This window comes from Rhodoplanes sp. Z2-YC6860 (genome assembly GCF_001579845.1).
Classification (GTDB): domain Bacteria; phylum Pseudomonadota; class Alphaproteobacteria; order Rhizobiales; family Xanthobacteraceae; genus Z2-YC6860.
This window is the reverse complement of sequence record NZ_CP007440.1, coordinates 4,408,964-4,426,203: the sequence shown is the minus strand read 5'-3', so window position 1 is coordinate 4,426,203 and position 17,240 is coordinate 4,408,964. Positions and strand designations below refer to the sequence as shown.

At 63.5% G+C, this 17,240-nt stretch carries 18 protein-coding genes; 3 read left to right on the top strand and 15 right to left on the bottom strand.

The genetic code is table 11. The features are described from left to right. The 6 genes from RHPLAN_RS20580 to RHPLAN_RS20555 all read right to left on the bottom strand — a co-directional run bounded on the left by RHPLAN_RS20580 (position 1) and on the right by RHPLAN_RS20555 (position 5,789). Positions 1 to 924: an NADP-dependent oxidoreductase gene (locus RHPLAN_RS20580; protein WP_068021386.1), complete on the bottom strand. Its 924-nt coding sequence runs from the start codon at positions 922 to 924 to the stop codon at positions 1 to 3. Between the two features lie 92 nt (positions 925 to 1,016). Further along, the gene (locus tag RHPLAN_RS20575) at positions 1,017 to 2,066 is read right to left on the bottom strand and encodes a dihydroorotate dehydrogenase 2 (protein WP_068021384.1); all 1,050 of its coding nucleotides are present in this window, start codon (positions 2,064 to 2,066) and stop codon (positions 1,017 to 1,019) included. Between the two features lie 30 nt (positions 2,067 to 2,096). Further along, positions 2,097 to 2,990 carry an ABC transporter permease gene (locus RHPLAN_RS20570; RefSeq protein WP_237179873.1) on the bottom strand — a complete coding sequence of 298 codons (894 nt, stop codon included), beginning with the start codon at positions 2,988 to 2,990 and terminating at the stop codon, positions 2,097 to 2,099. A 12-nt stretch (positions 2,991 to 3,002) separates the two neighbouring features. Beyond that, complete coding sequence (locus RHPLAN_RS20565; RefSeq protein WP_084245271.1) at positions 3,003 to 3,848, bottom strand: ABC transporter ATP-binding protein; 846 nt, start codon at positions 3,846 to 3,848, stop codon at positions 3,003 to 3,005. A gap of 14 nt (positions 3,849 to 3,862) precedes the next feature. After that, positions 3,863 to 4,888: an ABC transporter substrate-binding protein gene (locus RHPLAN_RS20560; protein ID WP_068021383.1), complete on the bottom strand. Its 1,026-nt coding sequence runs from the start codon at positions 4,886 to 4,888 to the stop codon at positions 3,863 to 3,865. A gap of 169 nt (positions 4,889 to 5,057) precedes the next feature. Further along, positions 5,058 to 5,789, bottom strand: coding sequence for an SDR family oxidoreductase (locus RHPLAN_RS20555; RefSeq protein ID WP_068021381.1), 732 nt, complete (start codon positions 5,787 to 5,789; stop codon positions 5,058 to 5,060). Positions 5,790 to 5,931: 142 nt separating this feature from the next. Here RHPLAN_RS20555 and RHPLAN_RS20550 point away from each other — a divergent pair, with 142 nt between their 5' ends. Beyond that, positions 5,932 to 7,077 (top strand): FAD-dependent monooxygenase, encoded by a 1,146-nt coding sequence (locus RHPLAN_RS20550; protein WP_068021379.1) that lies wholly within the window; start codon positions 5,932 to 5,934, stop codon positions 7,075 to 7,077. On the opposite strand, the gene RHPLAN_RS20545 is transcribed toward RHPLAN_RS20550, so the two are convergent. Further along, on the bottom strand, positions 7,074 to 7,823 hold the full coding sequence (locus tag RHPLAN_RS20545; protein ID WP_068021377.1) for a cysteine hydrolase family protein: 750 nt from the start codon (positions 7,821 to 7,823) through the stop codon (positions 7,074 to 7,076). The genes RHPLAN_RS20550 and RHPLAN_RS20545 overlap by 4 nt on opposite strands. A 142-nt stretch (positions 7,824 to 7,965) precedes the next feature. Continuing rightward, a complete protein-coding gene (locus RHPLAN_RS20540) occupies positions 7,966 to 8,961 on the bottom strand; it encodes an ABC transporter substrate-binding protein (RefSeq protein ID WP_198164433.1) in 996 nt (331 codons plus the stop codon). A 356-nt stretch (positions 8,962 to 9,317) separates the two neighbouring features. On the opposite strand from RHPLAN_RS20540, the gene RHPLAN_RS20535 reads away from it, so the two are divergent. Together RHPLAN_RS20535 and RHPLAN_RS20530 are read left to right on the top strand one after the other, a co-directional pair. Further along, a complete protein-coding gene (locus tag RHPLAN_RS20535) occupies positions 9,318 to 10,109 on the top strand; it encodes an ABC transporter ATP-binding protein (RefSeq protein ID WP_068021373.1) in 792 nt (263 codons plus the stop codon). Further along, positions 10,106 to 10,948: an ABC transporter permease gene (locus RHPLAN_RS20530; RefSeq protein ID WP_068021371.1), complete on the top strand. Its 843-nt coding sequence runs from the start codon at positions 10,106 to 10,108 to the stop codon at positions 10,946 to 10,948. Before RHPLAN_RS20535 ends, RHPLAN_RS20530 begins: the two co-directional genes overlap by 4 nt. Before the next feature lie 2 nt (positions 10,949 to 10,950). Here the strand turns inward: RHPLAN_RS20530 and queE are convergent, their stop codons facing one another. The 7 genes from queE to RHPLAN_RS20495 form a co-directional block, all read right to left on the bottom strand. Continuing rightward, on the bottom strand, positions 10,951 to 11,682 hold the full coding sequence (gene queE / locus RHPLAN_RS20525; RefSeq protein ID WP_068021369.1) for a 7-carboxy-7-deazaguanine synthase QueE: 732 nt from the start codon (positions 11,680 to 11,682) through the stop codon (positions 10,951 to 10,953). Next, the gene (queD, locus tag RHPLAN_RS20520) at positions 11,679 to 12,035 is read right to left on the bottom strand and encodes a 6-carboxytetrahydropterin synthase QueD (protein WP_068021367.1); all 357 of its coding nucleotides are present in this window, start codon (positions 12,033 to 12,035) and stop codon (positions 11,679 to 11,681) included. The genes queE and queD overlap by 4 nt, the downstream gene beginning before the upstream one ends. A gap of 192 nt (positions 12,036 to 12,227) precedes the next feature. Continuing rightward, entirely contained in the window at positions 12,228 to 12,854 is a 627-nt protein-coding gene (locus RHPLAN_RS20515; RefSeq protein WP_068021365.1) for a hypothetical protein, read from the bottom strand. Positions 12,855 to 12,917: 63 nt separating this feature from the next. After that, positions 12,918 to 13,883 (bottom strand): Bug family tripartite tricarboxylate transporter substrate binding protein, encoded by a 966-nt coding sequence (locus tag RHPLAN_RS20510; RefSeq protein WP_068021363.1) that lies wholly within the window; start codon positions 13,881 to 13,883, stop codon positions 12,918 to 12,920. Between the two features lie 37 nt (positions 13,884 to 13,920). Continuing rightward, complete coding sequence (locus RHPLAN_RS20505) at positions 13,921 to 14,613, bottom strand: cyclase family protein (protein ID WP_068021361.1); 693 nt, start codon at positions 14,611 to 14,613, stop codon at positions 13,921 to 13,923. Between the two features lie 22 nt (positions 14,614 to 14,635). Next, the gene (locus RHPLAN_RS20500; RefSeq protein WP_068021359.1) at positions 14,636 to 15,379 is read right to left on the bottom strand and encodes a GntR family transcriptional regulator; all 744 of its coding nucleotides are present in this window, start codon (positions 15,377 to 15,379) and stop codon (positions 14,636 to 14,638) included. Between the two features lie 110 nt (positions 15,380 to 15,489). Continuing rightward, positions 15,490 to 17,118, bottom strand: coding sequence for an MFS transporter (locus RHPLAN_RS20495; RefSeq protein ID WP_068021357.1), 1,629 nt, complete (start codon positions 17,116 to 17,118; stop codon positions 15,490 to 15,492). Positions 17,119 to 17,240 lie beyond the last annotated feature (122 nt).

Sequence of the window (17,240 nt, the reverse complement as noted above, 5' to 3'; positions counted from 1 at the left end):
TCACCGCACCTTGAACACCAGCTTGCCCTTGAAGTGGCGCGCCTCGCTGATGCGGAGCGCTTCCGCCGCTTCGGACAGCTTGTAGAGCGTGACGTGCGGCGGACGGACCGCTCCCGCCGTATAGAGCGCGGCGATGCGCTCCATGTGCTGCCGGTCGCGCGGGACCGCCGGGCGGAGCGAGGTCACGTCGCTTCTCTCAGGCTGCGGCGCCTTGGCGCCTGAGGCGATGAAAGCCGCCCGGCCGCCGGGCTTGAGCACCGAGAAAGACTGCGTCGCCACATCGCCGCCGACGGTGTCGAACACCGCATCGCAGTTCTTCACGACCTTGGTGAAGTCGGTGGCGTTGTAGTCGATCACTTCGTCGGCGCCGATGTCGCGCAGATAGTCGACGTTCTTGGCGCTCGCCGTGGTGATGACATGGGCGCCGATGTGCTTGGCGAGTTGGATGGCAAAGCTCGCGACGCCGCCGGCGCCGCCTTGGATCAGGATGGTCTCGCCGGATTTCAGCTTCAACGAGTCCTCGACCGCGCAGAGCGCCGTCAGGCCGGTGAGCGCCAGCGCCGCGGCGTCGACATGCGACAGCGCGGCGGGCTTCTTCGCGACGATCGCAGCGCCGATCGCGATCTTCTCGGCGTAGGCCCCTTCCCGGCCCGCCTCCAGCACGCCGAACACCTCGTCGCCGACGCGCAGGTCCGTGACGCCAGAGCCCACCGCGCTGACCACGCCGGAGAAATCGCGGCCCAGGATCAGGGGAAATCTGGGCTGGCCGCCGTAGTGGCCCGCGCGCACCTTCCAGTCGGCGCCGTTTACGGTTGCGGCTACCGTGTCGACAACGATCTGTCCCGGTCCGGCAATCGGATCAGGCTGATCGCCGTATTTCAGGACTTCCGGTCCGCCCGTTTGTTCGATGTAGACAGCCTTCATGATGCGCCGGCCTTTGATGTTCCACAGGGATCGTGGGCCAATGTTACCCGACGCATCCGGGAATGCCAAAGAGTCGGAAAGGTGCGGCAAACCTAGCGAGCCGCAGCGTTCGCCCGGGTCGTGGGCACCGCAACCGCTGCAGCGTCAACGTTCTGCGCGCGAAGGAGTGCCGCAAGTTCCAGGTTGATCCGCCGCGCCACGCTCCAACCCTGATAGATGAAGGCCGAATAGAGATCGACGCATGTGGCGCCGGCCTGGAGCATCATGAACACGTCGCGGCCGGAGCGCACGCCGCCATTGGCCTTGATCGGAATGCGGCCGCGGGCAAAGGCAGCGGCCCGCTTGAGATTGTCGAGTGCCCCGTCGAACACCATGGCGCCATGCAGCGTGCCGCGCTTCGCGCCCAGCCGCGGCTCTTCGACCGGGCGTCCGCCGGCGATCTTGATGCCGTCGATGCCGCCATCGATGCAGCATTCGATCAGGTCCTTGAGTCGGTCGCTGCGCGCGGTGTCGTTGGGCACGCGGACGATCGCGGGCTTGGTGCGGCCGCTGATGCGCCCGAGGATTTGGACCAGGAGACCGACGTCATCGAACGTCTCGCCCGCTTTCAGGACGTTCGGACACATCAGACTGATTTCGACGCCGTCGACGTAAGGTTCGACGGCGAACAGACTTTCAGCGATCTCGCCGGCCGAAAAGCCGCCGATGTTGGCGAACAGCGGCACGCGAGATCGCTCGAGTTTGCGCAGTCGTTCGACTCCATAGGCAAGTCCTCGGCTTGGCAGGCCCATGGAATCGGCGAGCGACTCCGTGTCGGCATAGCGGACCAGGCGCGGAAAGGCGTGTCCGGGCCTCGGTTGAGGCATGATCGAGCCCACGGTGAGAAAGCCGAAGCCGAGGGCCGACAGCGCCGGGATCAACTCGCAATCCTTGTCGAAACCCGCGGCCAGCCCGACGGGGCTTTTCAGCGTCACCCCAGCGAAACGGGTTTCAAGGATCGGGTCCGTGACCTCGAGTTGCGCGAGCGCGCCCAGCGCCTGCCACGGCGCGCCTGCGCGCAGCGCTGCGTGCGCCAGCGAATTCGTCGTATCGGGCGGCAGACAAAACAGCGCCGGTCGGAGAATGTGCTCGTAGACGGACATGCGGTTCAGTCCGGTCGTGGCTTCGGTTGGTTATGCTGCCATGTTCTGCAGAGCGGCGCTTGCGGCCGAATTCCTGCGCGGGATGACGAGGTATTCGGCCCATTCGACCAACATGTAGAGCACGACGCCCTGAACGGTCAGCGCGATCAGGCCGGCAAACAGCAACGGCGTGTCCATGCTGCCGTTGGCGACCATCAGCATATAGCCGAGCCCAGCCTCGCCGCCGACGAATTCGCCGACCACGGCGCCAACGACCGCGAGCGTGATGGAAATTTTCAGCCCAGCGAAAATCGACGGCAGCGCGTTCGGCAACCTGATCTTGAAGAAGGTCGAGGTGGCACTGAGACCCATGGAGCGGGCCAGATAGATCTTCTCCGGTTCGATCGAGGAAAGCCCGACCGCGGTCGAGATCACCACCGGAAAGAACGCAATCAAAAACGCAATCAGCACCTTCGGGAACAGACCGAAACCGAACCAGACCAGGAGCAGCGGCGCGATCGCGACCTTGGGGATGGCCTGTGAGGAAATCAGCAGCGGCAGCACGGTGCGCGCGAAGGACGGCCACATAAAGATGCCGAAGGCGAGCGGCACACCGATCGCAATGCTGGCGAAGTAACCGAGCAGGATCTCGATGGTGGTGTGCCAGGTGTTATGCAGGATCAGCGTGGAATGCTCGATCATGGTGCCGACCACCAGGCTCGGCGGCGGCGCAAGAAACGGCGGTACGTTGAAGACGCGAACGCCGACCTCCCAGAGCAGAATGGCGCCGGCGAGGGTCACCACCGGATACACGATCGAGGATATGCGGTCATAGGCCTGACGCTTGGCGCGGCGGTCCTTCTCGCGGGCCTCGACCTGCTCGATGGAGAGAGCTTCGTCGCGGTCATTGCGAACCTTCATTCCCGCCCCTATCGCGTCGCTCATGACGGCCGCTCCTCAGTGTTCGCGCAGCACGCCACGGGCCAGCAGGAGATCCATGATCTCGCGGTTGTAATGCGCGAACTGGGGCGTTTCACGCATCGCAAGCGTCCGAGGTCGCGGGAGATCGATGTCGATGATGCGGTCGATGCGGCCGGGGCGCGGCGTCATCACGATGACACGGTCGGAGAGAAACACCGCCTCCGCCACGCTGTGGGTGATGAACAGCACCGTCATCCGCGCCTCGTTCCAGATGCGCTGGATGTCCAGGACGAGCTGGTCCCGTGTGAGCGCGTCTAGCGCCCCGAAAGGCTCGTCCATCAGGAGCTGCGGCGGATTGTGGATCAGCGCCCGGCAGATCGACACGCGCTGCCGCATGCCGCCGGAAAGCTGGTCGGGGTATTTGTGCTCGAAGCCCTTGAGGCCGACCGAGTCGAGCAGTTCATAGGCGCGTTTTTCCGACGCAGCGCCGTCAAGCTTGCGCGCCTCGGCCTGCAGCATGATGTTGCCGAGTGCCGTGCGCCATTCGAGCAGCACGGGATTCTGGAATACGATACCGACGTCGGTGCGCGGCTTGACGATGCTCTCGCCTTGCACCGCCACCTGGCCGTGCGAGGCCGGGATCAGCCCCGCAGCGATCATCAGGAGCGTGCTCTTGCCGCAGCCGCTCGGCCCCAGGATCGACAAGAATTCGCGTTGCTTCTGTTCGATCGAGATGCCATCCAGCGCCCGCACCGGGCCATCATCGGCAGCGTAGATTTTCGACAGCCCGCGAAACTCCAGATACGGCTCGTCGCCGCGTGAGCTTGTGGAGCCGGCAGGGCCGCCGTTCCGGTCATAGGCGGCATTCGCGATCAAAGCCATGTGCGTGATGTCGCTCAGTTGGCCGGCGGAACGAACTCGCTCTCAGTCGGAACGAAATCGTTGGTGTAGAGGTCGGCCGCCTTCAGTGGCGTGGTGACACCGCCATATTCCTTGAGCGTCTCGACCGTGGCGTCCCAATCCTTGTCGGACATCCAGCCGAGCGGCTTGCCCATAGTGTTCGGCGTGTTCCAGTTGAGAACGGTCATCTCGAACTCGCGCTTGGCGATTTCGGGCACGACCTCCGGGGCGTACTTTTTGGTGATGGCAATCGCCTCGTCGGTGTGTTGACGGGCGTAGAGGAAGCCCTTGAGCGTCGCACGCACGAACGCCTTCACCAGGTTGGGATCCTGCTTCAGAAGATCGTTATGAACGATGATGCCGTTGCTGACCGCGGTCACGCCGCAGTCCGCGTACATGAATGACGTCGTCTCTTTCTTGGAGCGGACTTCGATGCCGGGCACCGTCCCCTGGGCGTAGCTCGCCACCCCCTGGACCTTGTTGGCAACGAGTGCCGGCACCGTGCCGGCGGGATCGACGTTGATCACCTGGATCTTGCTGCTATCAAGCTTGCAGCCTTTCACGAAAGCCGGCCACTGCTGGAACTGCGTGCCGCCGGGCGCGATGCCAACGGCTTTGCCTTCGAGGTCCTTGGGTGTTTTGATCCCAGACTCCTTGAGCACGATCAACGCCGTGGGGTTGCGCCGATAGATCGCGCCGACCATCGTGAGGTTCATGCCCTTCGACACGCCGGCGCCGACCACGAAGCCGTCGGCGAAACCGAACATGGTGGCTTTGCTCGCAACCAGCTGCGCGGTGCTGCCGGAGCCCTTCCCTGGGCCGAGATCGACGTTGAGACCAGCCTCGTCGTAGAAGCCCTTGTCCTTCGCCACCACGAAACCTGAATTCGGGCCCTGGTAGATCCAGTCGAGGCGCAGCGTCACGTCCTTCTTCTGCGCCTGGGCGGGCAAGCATGACAGCGCGAGACCCGCGACGATGGCGGCGTGAAGAATGGAAGACTTTCCGGCGATCCAGCGAGACACCTGCGACCCTCCTTGCGGCCCATCGGCCTGTCCGAAGTACCAGCGGCTGCATACAAGTCTTATGCCAGCGGACAGGCTAGCAGCGTTGGCCGCGCTGTCGCAATCGGCGTGAAAGCAGCGATATTTCCGACACTTGGCGCGCGCGGAGCACCAACGCGGCGGCCGCCCGCTATTTTGGCTGGCGTTCGTCCCAGAGCTTCTGCATGCTTTCCGCAAAACCGAATGGATCGGCCCTCGTCGCCTGCCATACGTGTTGGGCGCGATCGTCGGCAAGCACGAGGTCGTTGCCGCTACGCAGTGCTTCGAGCGTGCGCGCGGCGACCTGCTGCGGCGACGTTTTCGGCTGGCTTATATCGGCTGCCATGTCGGTATCGATATAACCTGCGTGAACGGAGAGCACCCGCGTGCGTTGTGCCTTGAGTTCGATGCGTGCGCTCTCGGTGACCGCGAGGGCCGCACGTTTCGAGGCGCCGTAGGTGGCGTTGAACGGCAACGTGAACCAGCTCACGACCGACAGCACATTGACGATGGCGCCGCCGCCGTTCCGCTTCAGCACCGGCGCAAAGGCGCGGATCATCCCGAGCACGCCATAGACGTTGACCTCCATCTCGGCACGCATTGCCACCTCGGAGCCTTCGGTCATCATCGGGCTCGAATGCATCACGCCCGCATTGTTGATGAGGAGATTGACGTCCCCGCAGTGAGCCGCGGCCGCTGCAATTTCGTCCGGCTTGGTGACATCGAGCCGGACCGGCACGAGCCTAGGATCGGTAACAGCCGAAGGATCGCGCGCCGCCGCATAGACCTTTGCGGCTCCCGCAGCCAGCAACGCCATCGCATAGGCCTTGCCCAGACCCCGGTTGGTGCCGGTGACCAGTGCCACGCTTCCTTCGATCTGCATCGCTCTATCTCCGGCTTTGCTGTGTGATAGCCTTCAAATGAAGAGCTCGCCATGCGTGGTGTGCACGCCATCTCTGCATTTTTCCTGCCGTCTCAGCCGCAGCATAGAATTTGCAAGATAGGACGCTCGTCAGAGTGAAGTCATGGATCGCAAGACGAGGATCGCAGTGGTGGGCGCGGGCCTTGGCGGGATGACCGTCGCTGGCTTCCTGCAACGCGCAGGCTTTCCCGTGATCGTCTATGAGCAGGCGCCGTCGTTCTCGCGCATCGGCGCAGGCATCATTCTGACTTCCAATGCCACCAAGGTGCTACGCCGGCTCGGTGTCGAGCAGATGCTGGTCGACACCGGTATCAAGGCAGATTGTTATATCAGTCGGGCCTGGGATACCGGCAAAACGATCTATGACATCTGGTTCGATGCCGAGAGCGAGGCCCGATTTGGCGGGCCCTATGTCAACATTCATCGCGGCGACCTGCATGCCGTCATCCATAGTGTGGTTGAGCCAAGCGCCGTCGCTTTCAATCACCGGCTTCTCGAAGTCAAAGAAAGCGCAGACGCGGTGCGATTGCGCTTCGACAACGGTGTGACGGTCGAAGCCGACATCGTCATCGGCGCTGACGGCGTGAACTCCAAGGTCCGAGAGCATCTCATCGGCTTCGAGCCGCCGCGCTTCATTGGCAAGATAGCGCATCGCGCAATTTTCCCGACCGAACTGCTCGGCGGATACAAGATTCCCGATTGCACCAAATGGTGGGGGCCGGACAGGCATCTCCTGGTCTATTTCATGACGCACCGACGCGATGAAGTCTATGTAATCGGCGTAATGCCACGGAAAAGCTGGGACACCGAAGCGGCGTCGTTGCCCAGTTCGCGTGAGGCGCTGTTCGAAGGATTCGGGCATTTCCATCCCGATTTGCAGCGTGTGCTCAATGTCGTGCGAGACGCGAGTGTGTGGCCAGTCTTCGACCGCGAACGCAACGACCGATGGAGCGGCGGCCGTGTCGCGCTTCTCGGCGACGCCTGCCATCCGGTGAGGCCGTTCATGGCGGCCGGGGGCGCCATGGCCATTGAGGATGCGGCAATCCTGAGCCGCTGTCTTTTTGAGTTCGATACCCCAGCCGCAGCCTTCCGCAGCTATGAGGCGACACGGCAGGCTCGTGTCGGCGACGTCCAGCGCATCTCCGTCGAGAACACCTGGATGGGCGGTCCGACCGAAACCGATTGGTTCTACTGCTACGATGCCTGCACCGCACCGCTTGCCGCCCCGCAGCCCGTGAGAGCGACCTAATTCGCCGACGCCCGTTTCGGCTCGCCTGTTTCCGATTGCAGCATGTTGTCGAACTCGTCGTGACCGACGACCTGCGACCACATCGGATAAACGCTGTTGACCATCTGCTCAGCCATCTGATCGAAGAAACCGATGGTGCCCTCGCGCAGCGCGTAGACGTGATAGCCGAGGTCATAGGCTGAGATAACGGACGCATAAACGCAGACATCGCTGGTGAAGCCCGCGATGGCGACGTTCTTGATGCCTTTCGATCGCAGGATGTCGTTCAGACCGGTGCCGCCGAACGCACTGACCTGGACACGTGGCGGCAGGAACAAGTCGCGGTCGCCTGGGCCGGGGCGCAGCGGTTCGTAGTATGCAGCCTCCTTGGAGCCGACCTTCCAGGCGCCGCGGTTGATCTGGCCGCGGTGGAAGCCGCCAGGATTGGTCGGATCGAGCTCGCGATAGTCCTGGGTGTAACCCTCGGTGACGTGCACAACGAGCACGCCTTTGGCGCGAGCTTTCTTCACGAGATCGACGGTACGTTCGAGCATATGCGTCTTGGCGTAGTGTTCCTTGAACTTTCCGTACCAGGCGCCGTCCGGCGAAGTGAAGTTGGCCTGGAAGTCGACCAGGATGATGGCGGTTTCACTGGCCTTCAATGTCGTCGCAACGGGCGGCAGCGGCTCGGCGCGCGTCGGACCAGCCGCGCACATCACGGCAAGGCCGGCCAAGGACGCGCACAAACGAATCGCGGATGCTTTCATGACAGACCTCCCAATGTTTTTTATTGGACGCCTGATCTCTTAGATCGGCATGAGAAGTCTACCGATCCTTTTCGGCTAGCGGGAGGTGGCTGGTTGCAAATTCGTGCCGCGCATTGTGCGATAAGCGCCCGCAATCAAGCTTTCAAGTTTTGGACAGCATCCGTTCCGCCAACGGCGGCAGAAATTTTTCCGTGTACACATCGCCGGGTGCTGGCTTGGTCGCGAGGCTGTAGGCCTCGCAGATCGCGTCGATGGTGAATTGCAGCTTCGCGGGATCGACCACACTCAGCCCGTTCTTCATGACCGCGGCGGTCTTGGTCAATTCCAGAGCCAAACCAAGCCGCACCTTCTCGATGTCGAGCTTCATCATGGGATCGCGGGCTTTGAGCACTGCGAGACCCGCGTCGGGATCCGCGACGGTATCCTTGGTGCCTCTGTTCAGCGCTGCGACCACGCCCTTCACGGTCTCCGGATTCTCGTCCGCGAACTTCTTCGTCGTAACGAGCGCAAGGCCGTACATGTTGGCGCCGAATTCGGAATATTTCAGCACCGACAGATCGTCCATCGTCATGCCAAGCTCGAGCGCCGCCGGGATGTTCGAATTTGTGAAACCGCCGGTGCCGGCCACCTCGCCGCGCTTCAGCATCGGGCCGAAGAGCTGGGGCTGCACGTTGATCCATTCAATCTTGACGTTCTCGGCTTTGGCCGCCTTGAGCAGAATCGACACTGTGTCGTGCACGGCGGTGCCGGGGCCGCCCGCAATCTTTTTGCCGTCGAGGTCGGCTGGCTTGCGGATGCCTGCGTCCTTGCGGGTGACGACCGCGAGCGGTGAATCGTCAAAGCTGATATAGACCGCAAGCAGCGGCGACGACGGGTTCATGGCGTTGAAGCGCACCATCGACGGCATATCGACCCAGCCGAACTGATAGGCACCGCCCGCCACGCTCACCGCCACGTTGGTGGCGCCCTTGCCGGCATCGAGCGCGTCGACGACGACTCCTGCGTCCTTGAAGTAACCCTTCTGCTGCGCAAGGAAGTAAGGCGCGTGCGTGCCCTGGATGATCCAGTCCATCATGATCTTGACGGATTTGGTTTCCGCCACGGCGCGACGAGTGAACGATGCCGGAGCGATGAGCACTGTGGCGGCGGCGCCGAGCAGTATGGTACGCCGGCTGACTTGACGCCGATCCCCGCAGTTTGCCGGGCCGTGTCCGCGAAATTTCATGTATTTTGCGACCATCGCGATTGATCCCTCGTGAGCCGCCGGCGTTCGCGTCGAAGCAAGAAGCATGCCCGGACATGGGCTTGTCACAAGCTTGGCACGCTCGTTGCAAGCCTTCGCGGCATCATGTGGCGCGCAATCAAGCAATTCGCAGACCTTGAGGGTCTTTCGACCTGGTCATGGACAACAGCGTGGGAAGCGGCGTGGGCGATGTCTTGGGCCGCAGGCCATGGCGTCGATCCGCTGGGCAGAAAGCAACGCGAGGACGCGTCTTGAAAAACTTCGTCGATCTCGACCGCGTCTGGTTGCGCTATGGCGACGATGAGGACGGCACGCTGGCGCTGCAGGACATGTCGATGCGGGTCGACAGCGGCGAGTTCGTCGCGGTGGTCGGCCCCTCGGGCTGCGGCAAGTCGACTCTCATGAAGGTGGTCACCGGACTATGGCCGCCCTCGCGCGGCGGCGTCATCGTCAACAATCGCGAGGTCGATAAGCCCCTCAGCATCACCGGCATGGCGTTCCAAAACCCGACGCTGCTGCCGTGGCGGACCACGCTCGACAACGTCATGCTGCCCTTGGAGATCGCGGAGCCACATGCCTCGCGGCTGCGCCGCGAGCGCGCAAGCTACGAAGCCAAGGCGCGCGAGCTTCTGGAACTCGTGGGTCTGAAAGGTTTCGAGGACAAATTCCCCTGGCAACTCTCCGGCGGCATGCAACAGCGTGCCTCGATCTGCCGGGCGCTGATCCACGATCCGTCGCTCCTGATGCTCGACGAGCCGTTCGGCGCGCTCGACATGTTCACTCGCGAAGAACTGTGGCTGGCGATGCAGGACCTGTGGCTCAATCGCAAGCCAACCGTGATCCTGGTGACGCACGATCTCCGCGAAGCCGTTTTCCTATCCGACCGCATTCTCGTCATGAGCGCGCGGCCCGGCCGGATCGTCGCCGAGCGCGTGGTGAATCTTCCTCGTCCTCGCGCCCTGCCGATGACCTATGAGCCTTACGCGGTCGGCCTCGTGCAGGAGCTACGCGAGCACATCAGCGCCGCAAGGAAGGCCGCATGACCGACGCCGCCCTCGACGCGACGCCGGTTCGCAAGAAGAGACGGCGGAAGCTTTCTCGCAACAAAGCGTTCCGGCGGGTGCTGCCCTGGCTTGTCGTGGCCGCAATCTTCGGGCTCTGGCAGGTGCTGGTCACTGGGTTGCGCATCGAACCCTTCGTGCTGCCCGCGCCCAGCGCGATCTTCGCCGCCGGCTGGCAATGGCATGGCCCGATCCTCGACAACGCCTGGCAGACCTTCATGACCACCGCGGTCGGCTGCCTGTTCGCGATCGTGGTGGGGCTGCTCGGCGGCATCGCGATCGGCTCGTCGACGCTGGTCTATGACGGCTTCTACCCGGCACTGATCGGCTTCAACACCATTCCGAAGGTCGCCGTGGTGCCGATCCTAATCATTTGGTTCGGCATCGGCACGGTGCCGGCGATCATCACGGCGTTCCTGCTGGCATTCTTCCCCATCCTGGTGAATGTCGCGACCGGGATCGCCACCGTGGAGCCGGAATTACAGGACGTTCTCCGCGCGCTCGGCGCTTCTCGTTGGCAGGTGATCAAAAAGGTCGGGCTGCCGCGTTCGATGCCTTATTTCTTCGCCTCGCTGAAAGTTGCGATCACGGTGGCTTTTGTCGGCTCGATCGTGGCCGAGACCGTGGGATCGAACAAAGGCATCGGCAATCTGATGCTGGTTGCATCGTCGCGCTTCGAGGTGCCGCTCGCCTTCGCCGGGCTTCTGGTCACCGGCGTGATGGGCATTCTGATGTATGCGGTTGCAAGCATTATCGAGCGCCGCATGACCGGTTGGGCGACACGCGGCGTCGACAGCGGCATGGTCGCGCCTGCAGGTTAGGTTCAGACGCCGCGCCTGTTGCCCCAGGCCAGCACGTGAAGCTGCGGCAGCACGGTCGCGCTGAACCAGCGATCGTCCGTCACCCGTCCGATCAGCCAGCGCAGGCGTGCGCCAAGATCATCCATGTCGGCGTCTTCAGATTGCCGGCCGTCAGCCGCGATCAATGGCGCCGGATTGCCGACCTGAAGGTACACCGGGAGCGTCGGGTGGCGGCTCGACAAATCCTTGGCATAGGCGAAGTCGGCGTCGTCGAACACAACGACCTTCAGCACCACGCGCGGTCCCTGCCCGGCTGCGCCAAGGCAGGCATCGAGAGCATCCCAATCGGTTGTCATGCCCGATGACGGCGGCTTTGGGCTCAGGATCAGCCAATCGAGCGCAGCGAACCAGGGCGCCGCCACGCTGCCCTGAGTCTCCACCGCGAAGCCGTGACCCCGCGCGCGTCCGAGTTCGATCAACGGCTCGAGCGGCTGTGTGGCCGGGTTGCCGCCGGTGAGCGTGACCGGGATCGGATGGCCCGCGGTCAGATCATCGATGCGCGCGACGATTTGCTCGGGTGTCATCGGCGTCCATTCGCTGCGGTATTCGGGCAGCACAGCGTAAAGCGTATCGCACCACGCGCAGCGGTAATCGCAGCCGCCGGTGCGGACGAACACGGCCGGCCTGCCGATCAGCGGACCCTCACCTTGCACGGTCGGCCCGAAGATCTCGCTGATCCGGATGGTCTCCTTCATGGCCGATATTCGGCCCAAGTGTTGGGCGTTTCGCTGACACGCACGGCCGTGACCTCCGGCCATCGCGTCTTGCACCAGTCATACAGCCACTTGCAGATCACCTCCGTGGTGGTGCGATCGTGGCCAAGAACGTCGTTGAGGTGCTTGTGGTCGAGCGTGCCGTCGATGAACTGCTTCAGGGCGGCAAGTTCATGAAAGTCACGCACGAAACCCGTGTCGTCGAGCGCGCTGGATTGCAGGTTCACCTCGACTTGGTAGTTGTGACCGTGCAGTCGTCCGCAGGGATGGTCGGGAGCAAGCCCGCCGATGACGTGCGAGGCCGAGAACGCAAAGCGTTTGCAGATCGTATACATGGGCCACCGCTAGTTCGCCGGGCGGGCGAAGCGCGGGTGGACGACGTGGAGATCAGGCCGGCGGACAATGCCGCCGTGCCCGACCCAACGGGCCGGAAATCTCATACTGGGCTCCTTGTTTTTACCGGGTAGGCTGCGACCGGGCCGGCGCGATGCCGACAGGCGTCTTTTGCTACCGCTTGGCGGGCGGTGTCAATCGTTGACGGCAGGCGAGCCTTGCGGCTTTGTGGCTTCCACCAACTCCGGCACATCCTTGCAGTCGCCGGCAGCGTCTTTCAAAAGCTTTTGCATGAACGGCCGGTAGGTTTCGGTAAAGCGCTTGTCGGCCGGATGACACAGGTAGCGGCGGTGGAGCCTGATATCCACCTGGAACGCCGTCAGCCATTCCTTGATGCCCTCGTTGTCGCCGCCGCCTCGCACAACATTCAAGATGTCATCGTAGGCGTAGATCATGTGGCTCACGAAGGCCTGGTAGCGCAGGTACTCATTATGGTTGCGCATCAGCGCCGCATAGTCGGGATCGGACAGATGCGGATAGCGCAAGATCGCGTCGCTGTAGGTTGCGTAGTTGCGCCGCGCGTCGGCGAGTTCGGCGCGATAAGCCTCAGCTTCCGATTTCTTGCGGTTGTCGTTGAGTTGAAAGATCACCACCGCGAAGCCGACCAGCGCGATCACGGCTGAGGCGATCTGCGCAAGGTTGCCGAAGCGCGAATACCAGGGCGCGGACACGGCCGCCGGTGCCGCAGGGGCCGGCGGTGGTACGGCCAGCGTCGCGGCCGCGTCCCGCGATGTTTTCGGCGTCGTCTCCGGCGTCGTCATGGGGCAACCCTCCCGGCCCAGAGCTTTAGGCCTGAGCGCGCCCCGTTACAATCGCTCAACCGGCTACCTTTTCTCGGCAATGGCCTTGAGCAGCGGATCGAGCCGGGCCATGTCGGCCAGGATGCTCTGATCGAATTTTTCCAGCGGCATATCACGCGGCTCGATCGCTTGCGCCCGGATCTTCGCCTGCAACTCGGCGTCCTTGCCGACTTCGGAAATCGCTTCGCTGAGCTTTTTCAGGATCGGCTTGGGCGTCTTGGCGGACGCCAGGATGCCGTACCAGGTGGCATTCGTATAATCGACGCCCTGCGACAGCGCGGTCGGGATCGCGACCGGCTCGGTCACCGGTTCTTTCGACGAGACCGCGAGCGCGCGCAGCCGCCCGTCGGCCAACAGTTGCTGCACGAAGGCCACCGGCACGAACGAGGCTTGGATGCGTCCACCGAGCAGGTCGGCAATGATCGTGGCGCTCACCGTGTAGGGCACATGCACCATGTCGGTGCCCGTCTTCAGCGCGAAATAAGCGCCGGCGAGATGCGTCGCAGTGCCGATGCCGGCCGAACCGTAGTTCACCTCACCAGGTTTGGACTTCGCGAGCGCGACAAACTCCTTGAGGTTCGAGACGCCGAGCGAAGGCGCCACGGTCACGACAGTCGGCGCCTCGCCAACCAGCGCCACGCCGGAGAAATCCCGCACCGGATCGAATGGCAGATTCTTGTTCAGGGTGCCGAGGATGGCGTGCCCGGAGTTGGCGAACAGCAGCGTATAGCCGTCAGCCGGAGCGGTTGCGACCGCCTGCGCGCCGATGAGACCTCCAGCGCCCGGGCGATTCAGCACCACCACCTGCTGACCGAGTTTCACCGACAACCGATCGGCATAGAGACGCGCCAGGATGTCGATGGTGGTGCCCGCGGTGATCGGTGCAACGATCGTGATGACACGCGAAGGATACTGATCCTCGGCGCGGGCTTGCGTGGCAAGCCCCATCCATCCGGCCAGCAAAGCAGCAAGCAGCGCGATGACGCGCATGGTATTCCCTCCCGGTTCATTTGTTGTTCGTTCGAAATCAGCAGAGCGCGACGGCGCGGATCGGCGAGGCTTCGGCGCCGATCAGATTGAGTGGCAGGCCGATCAGCGTGAAGCGCTCTTTCTCGATGCGGTCGAGGTTCTTCAGATACGGCATGGTGATGATGCCGTGCTCGCTGAGCGTACGCGAATTGTGGAAGGTGCGCGGCGCGTTGGGCTCGTCATTGCCGTGATAGAAATCGTAACCGACGATCACCACGCCCTTGTCGATGCACCACATCGTGGCGCCGATGGTGAGATACGGCGATTCAACCATCCATTTCTCTGAGCCACCGTCATAAGTGTTGTTATGGTCGGTGCGCAGCAACAACCGATCGCCCTTGCGGATACGGTTGCCGAGCGAGTTCTCCATGTCCTTCTCGGTGATCGCTTTGCTCGGCAGCTTGTGGCGGAAGTCGGCGATGACGGCGTCGCCGATGAACAGGTCCAAGGGCAACTGATGGATCTGCGTGCCGCCGCGCACGTTGTGCTCCGGCGCGTCGACGTGGCTTCCGGCGTGGAGCCGCATGTGCACGCCACGCACGATCTGACCGGCGCCGCCCGGCGCGTCGTGCTCCTTGATGACCTCCATCTCGAACTGCATGTCTTTCTTGAAGCCTGCCGGCGTGCGCATGCCGAAGTTCTTCGGATCGAGCTCAAGGCTGATGTCGACGATCTTGCCGTACTGGATCATGGATATTCCCCGTTGAATTGGCTCACGGCAGGCCGAGACCTGAGCGGACGTCGCGCCGAAGGCCCGAAATGGTGCGCGCGACGAAATCCTCGCCTCGCTCCTCGCCCGCCAGGATCACCCGCGTGGTCTCGATGAAATGCTCGGCCGTGAACGTGATGGCGGCATTCGCATCACGCGCGAGCGCCGCTTCCATGATGCGCTGGTGCTCCAGGTCGAAGTCACGGCCGCCGAGGCCGTGTTGCACCGAGAGACGCCGGTAGCGGTCGCTGAGATCGTAGAGTTGGGCGCGGAAATTCATGGTCTGGCGCGACTGGCAGGCGCCGACCAGCGCGTCATGAAACTCGCGATTGCCGCGATACCACGGGTCGCTGAGCTTCTCGCCGTCCTGTTTTGGGCATCCGCGCAGCCGGTGTGCCGCGGCGATGATCTCGGCCTCCCAGGCCCGGTCGCCCCGGTCGATGGCCGCGCGCAACGCCGCGCCCTCGACCCAAGCGCGGGTCTTGGTGATGTCGAGCAGGTTCTCGACCGACACAGGAGCCACGCGAAAGCCGCGCTGGCCCTCCGCGGTGACAAGCTCAAGCGAGGTGAGCTTGGACAACGCCTCGCGCAGCGGCGTGGCGCCGACTCCGTAGGCTTCGCGCAGATGCTCCACGAGCATCTTCTCGCCGGGCTTGAGTTTGGCGCTGATGATGTCGGCGCGCAGCCGGTCAAATGCTTGGACGGCCAGGGTCGACGCCTTACTCGCTTGGTCCGTTTCCTCTAACATCTGCCAATATCTCGATGTTGGGTATTTTTATCGAGATTTTGTTTGAGGCTGTCAAGCCGACATGCCTCCTCCCGCAGGATCCTACAAAGCCCTGACTGAATTGAGCTCGCTTAAGCCCCGATTTCAGCGGCGATCAGATGCGCCACCGCTGGCGGCGTCGCCCCCTTATGAAACGCCTGCACCCGCTCCTGCAGGTCCCGCCCCTCCTGGGTCACCCGCTCATGCTGGCGCAGGTGCTCGATCCAGGATGCGATCAGGAAAGTCTCCACGAACTTGTCCGGTTCGGCCACGTCCTCGAACACGCCCCACTCGAAGGCGCCGTCGCGGCGGCGCTGATCGGACAGCGCGAGCAATGCGTCGAGGAACGCGTCCCGGTCGTTCGGGTCGATGCGGTACTCGATCGTCACCAGCACCGGCCCACGATCGCTGTCGATGTTCTGGGCGAGCACCGGCGCAGGCCAGTGCATCGATGGATTGAGATCGACGCCCGCACCGGTCTGCAGCTTCCAGCGCCGCAACGCGACGAGCGCGATGACGAGCGCCGCGGCCGCGATGATATGGCTCGCCGGCAATCCGACATGCGCCGCCACCTGCCCCCAGGCCATGCTGCCGAGACTCATCGCGCCGAACATCACGGTGACGAACAGCGCCAGCCCTCTGCCCCGCACCCAGGCCGGCAGGCTCATCTGCGCGGAGACATTGATGGTCGCGAGCACGGCGATCCACGACAGGCCGGCGACGAAGCTTGCAACCAGCGCTGTCGCGGGATTGCGTGCGAGCCCGAACAGCGCAAGCGCCACGGCCGTTCCCACGGTGCCGGCCGAAGCCAATCCGTCTGCGCCGAGACGGTCCCTGATCAGCGGCAACACGAGCGCACCGATCACCGCGCTGCCTCCGATCGCGCCAAGCAGGATGCCGTAAAGCGTGGGACCGCCCTGCACCTGGTTGCGTGCGACGAGCGGCAGCAGCGCCCAGTAGGCGCTGGCGAAGATGAAGAATCCGATCGCGCGGATGAGCGTCGCGCGCAGATGCGGGTTGCGCCGCGCATGACGCAAACCGACCAGCATGGCGCTGCCGAAGCGCTCTGGCGGCAGGCTCTTCGATATGCGCTCCTGCGGCCGCCACCAGATCAGCGCTGCGATCACCCCAAGGCTGGTGACCGCATTGATCCAGAATGGCGCGGCAATCCCGAGCGCGCCGATCAGCAGGCCCGCCAGTGCAGGCCCGACGGCGCGGCTGACATTGATGCCGACGCTGTTCGCGGCGACCGCGGGCGACAGTTCCTCACGCGGCACGAGTTGCGGCACGATCGACTGCCAGGCCGGCGCAATCAGCGCAGCGCCAACGCCCATCACGAAGGTGAAGCCGAGGAGCGAAGCCGGCGTGATCCGGTTGAGCCAGACCAGCAGCGAAAAGCCTGCGACGAGGATCGTGAGCAAGAGCTGCACGGCGATCAAGAGCTTGCGCCGATCGAGGATGTCGGCCAAGGCGCCTGCCGGAATGCCGAACAGGAACATCGGCAACGTGGTCGCAACCTGCACCAGCGAGACAATCAGCGGATCCGGATTGAGGCCGGTCATCAGCCAGCCGGCCGCGGCATTCTGCATCCAGGTGCCAATGTTGGAGATCACCGTCGCGATCCAGAGGATCGCAAAGACCGGATGGCGGAATGGCGCCCAAGAGGAAATGGACGCTGCAGATGGGCCGATCGATGCAGAGCCTGGAGTCTTGTCAATCATCCCGCCGTTTTACACCGCGGAACGGTGGTAGCCCATGGCGCCTGGAAGCTTACTGGATCCTATGCGAGGCGGCCCGCGGCCGGAAACGAGGCATGCGTGCGATCCTCCACGTTGCGGCAGAG

Excerpts from the sequence above, each read along its gene's own strand:
- RHPLAN_RS20545 (WP_068021377.1), bottom strand. The coding sequence starts at position 7,823 with ATGAAAGCATCCGCGATTCGTTTGTGCGCGTCCTTGGCCGGCCTTGCC.
- RHPLAN_RS20500 (WP_068021359.1), bottom strand. The coding sequence starts at position 15,379 with ATGTTAGAGGAAACGGACCAAGCGAGTAAGGCGTCGACCCTGGCCGTC.
- RHPLAN_RS20550 (WP_068021379.1), top strand. The coding sequence starts at position 5,932 with ATGGATCGCAAGACGAGGATCGCAGTGGTGGGCGCGGGCCTTGGCGGG.
- RHPLAN_RS20530 (WP_068021371.1), top strand. The coding sequence starts at position 10,106 with ATGACCGACGCCGCCCTCGACGCGACGCCGGTTCGCAAGAAGAGACGG.
- RHPLAN_RS20580 (WP_068021386.1), bottom strand. The coding sequence starts at position 924 with ATGAAGGCTGTCTACATCGAACAAACGGGCGGACCGGAAGTCCTGAAA.
- queE (WP_068021369.1), bottom strand. The coding sequence starts at position 11,682 with ATGAAGGAGACCATCCGGATCAGCGAGATCTTCGGGCCGACCGTGCAA.
- RHPLAN_RS20570 (WP_237179873.1), bottom strand. The coding sequence starts at position 2,990 with ATGAGCGACGCGATAGGGGCGGGAATGAAGGTTCGCAATGACCGCGAC.
- RHPLAN_RS20555 (WP_068021381.1), bottom strand. The coding sequence starts at position 5,789 with ATGCAGATCGAAGGAAGCGTGGCACTGGTCACCGGCACCAACCGGGGT.
- queD (WP_068021367.1), bottom strand. The coding sequence starts at position 12,035 with ATGTATACGATCTGCAAACGCTTTGCGTTCTCGGCCTCGCACGTCATC.
- RHPLAN_RS20515 (WP_068021365.1), bottom strand. The coding sequence starts at position 12,854 with ATGACGACGCCGGAGACGACGCCGAAAACATCGCGGGACGCGGCCGCG.
- RHPLAN_RS20495 (WP_068021357.1), bottom strand. The coding sequence starts at position 17,118 with ATGATTGACAAGACTCCAGGCTCTGCATCGATCGGCCCATCTGCAGCG.
- RHPLAN_RS20575 (WP_068021384.1), bottom strand. The coding sequence starts at position 2,066 with ATGTCCGTCTACGAGCACATTCTCCGACCGGCGCTGTTTTGTCTGCCG.
- RHPLAN_RS20565 (WP_084245271.1), bottom strand. The coding sequence starts at position 3,848 with ATGGCTTTGATCGCGAATGCCGCCTATGACCGGAACGGCGGCCCTGCC.
- RHPLAN_RS20510 (WP_068021363.1), bottom strand. The coding sequence starts at position 13,883 with ATGCGCGTCATCGCGCTGCTTGCTGCTTTGCTGGCCGGATGGATGGGG.
- RHPLAN_RS20505 (WP_068021361.1), bottom strand. The coding sequence starts at position 14,613 with ATGATCCAGTACGGCAAGATCGTCGACATCAGCCTTGAGCTCGATCCG.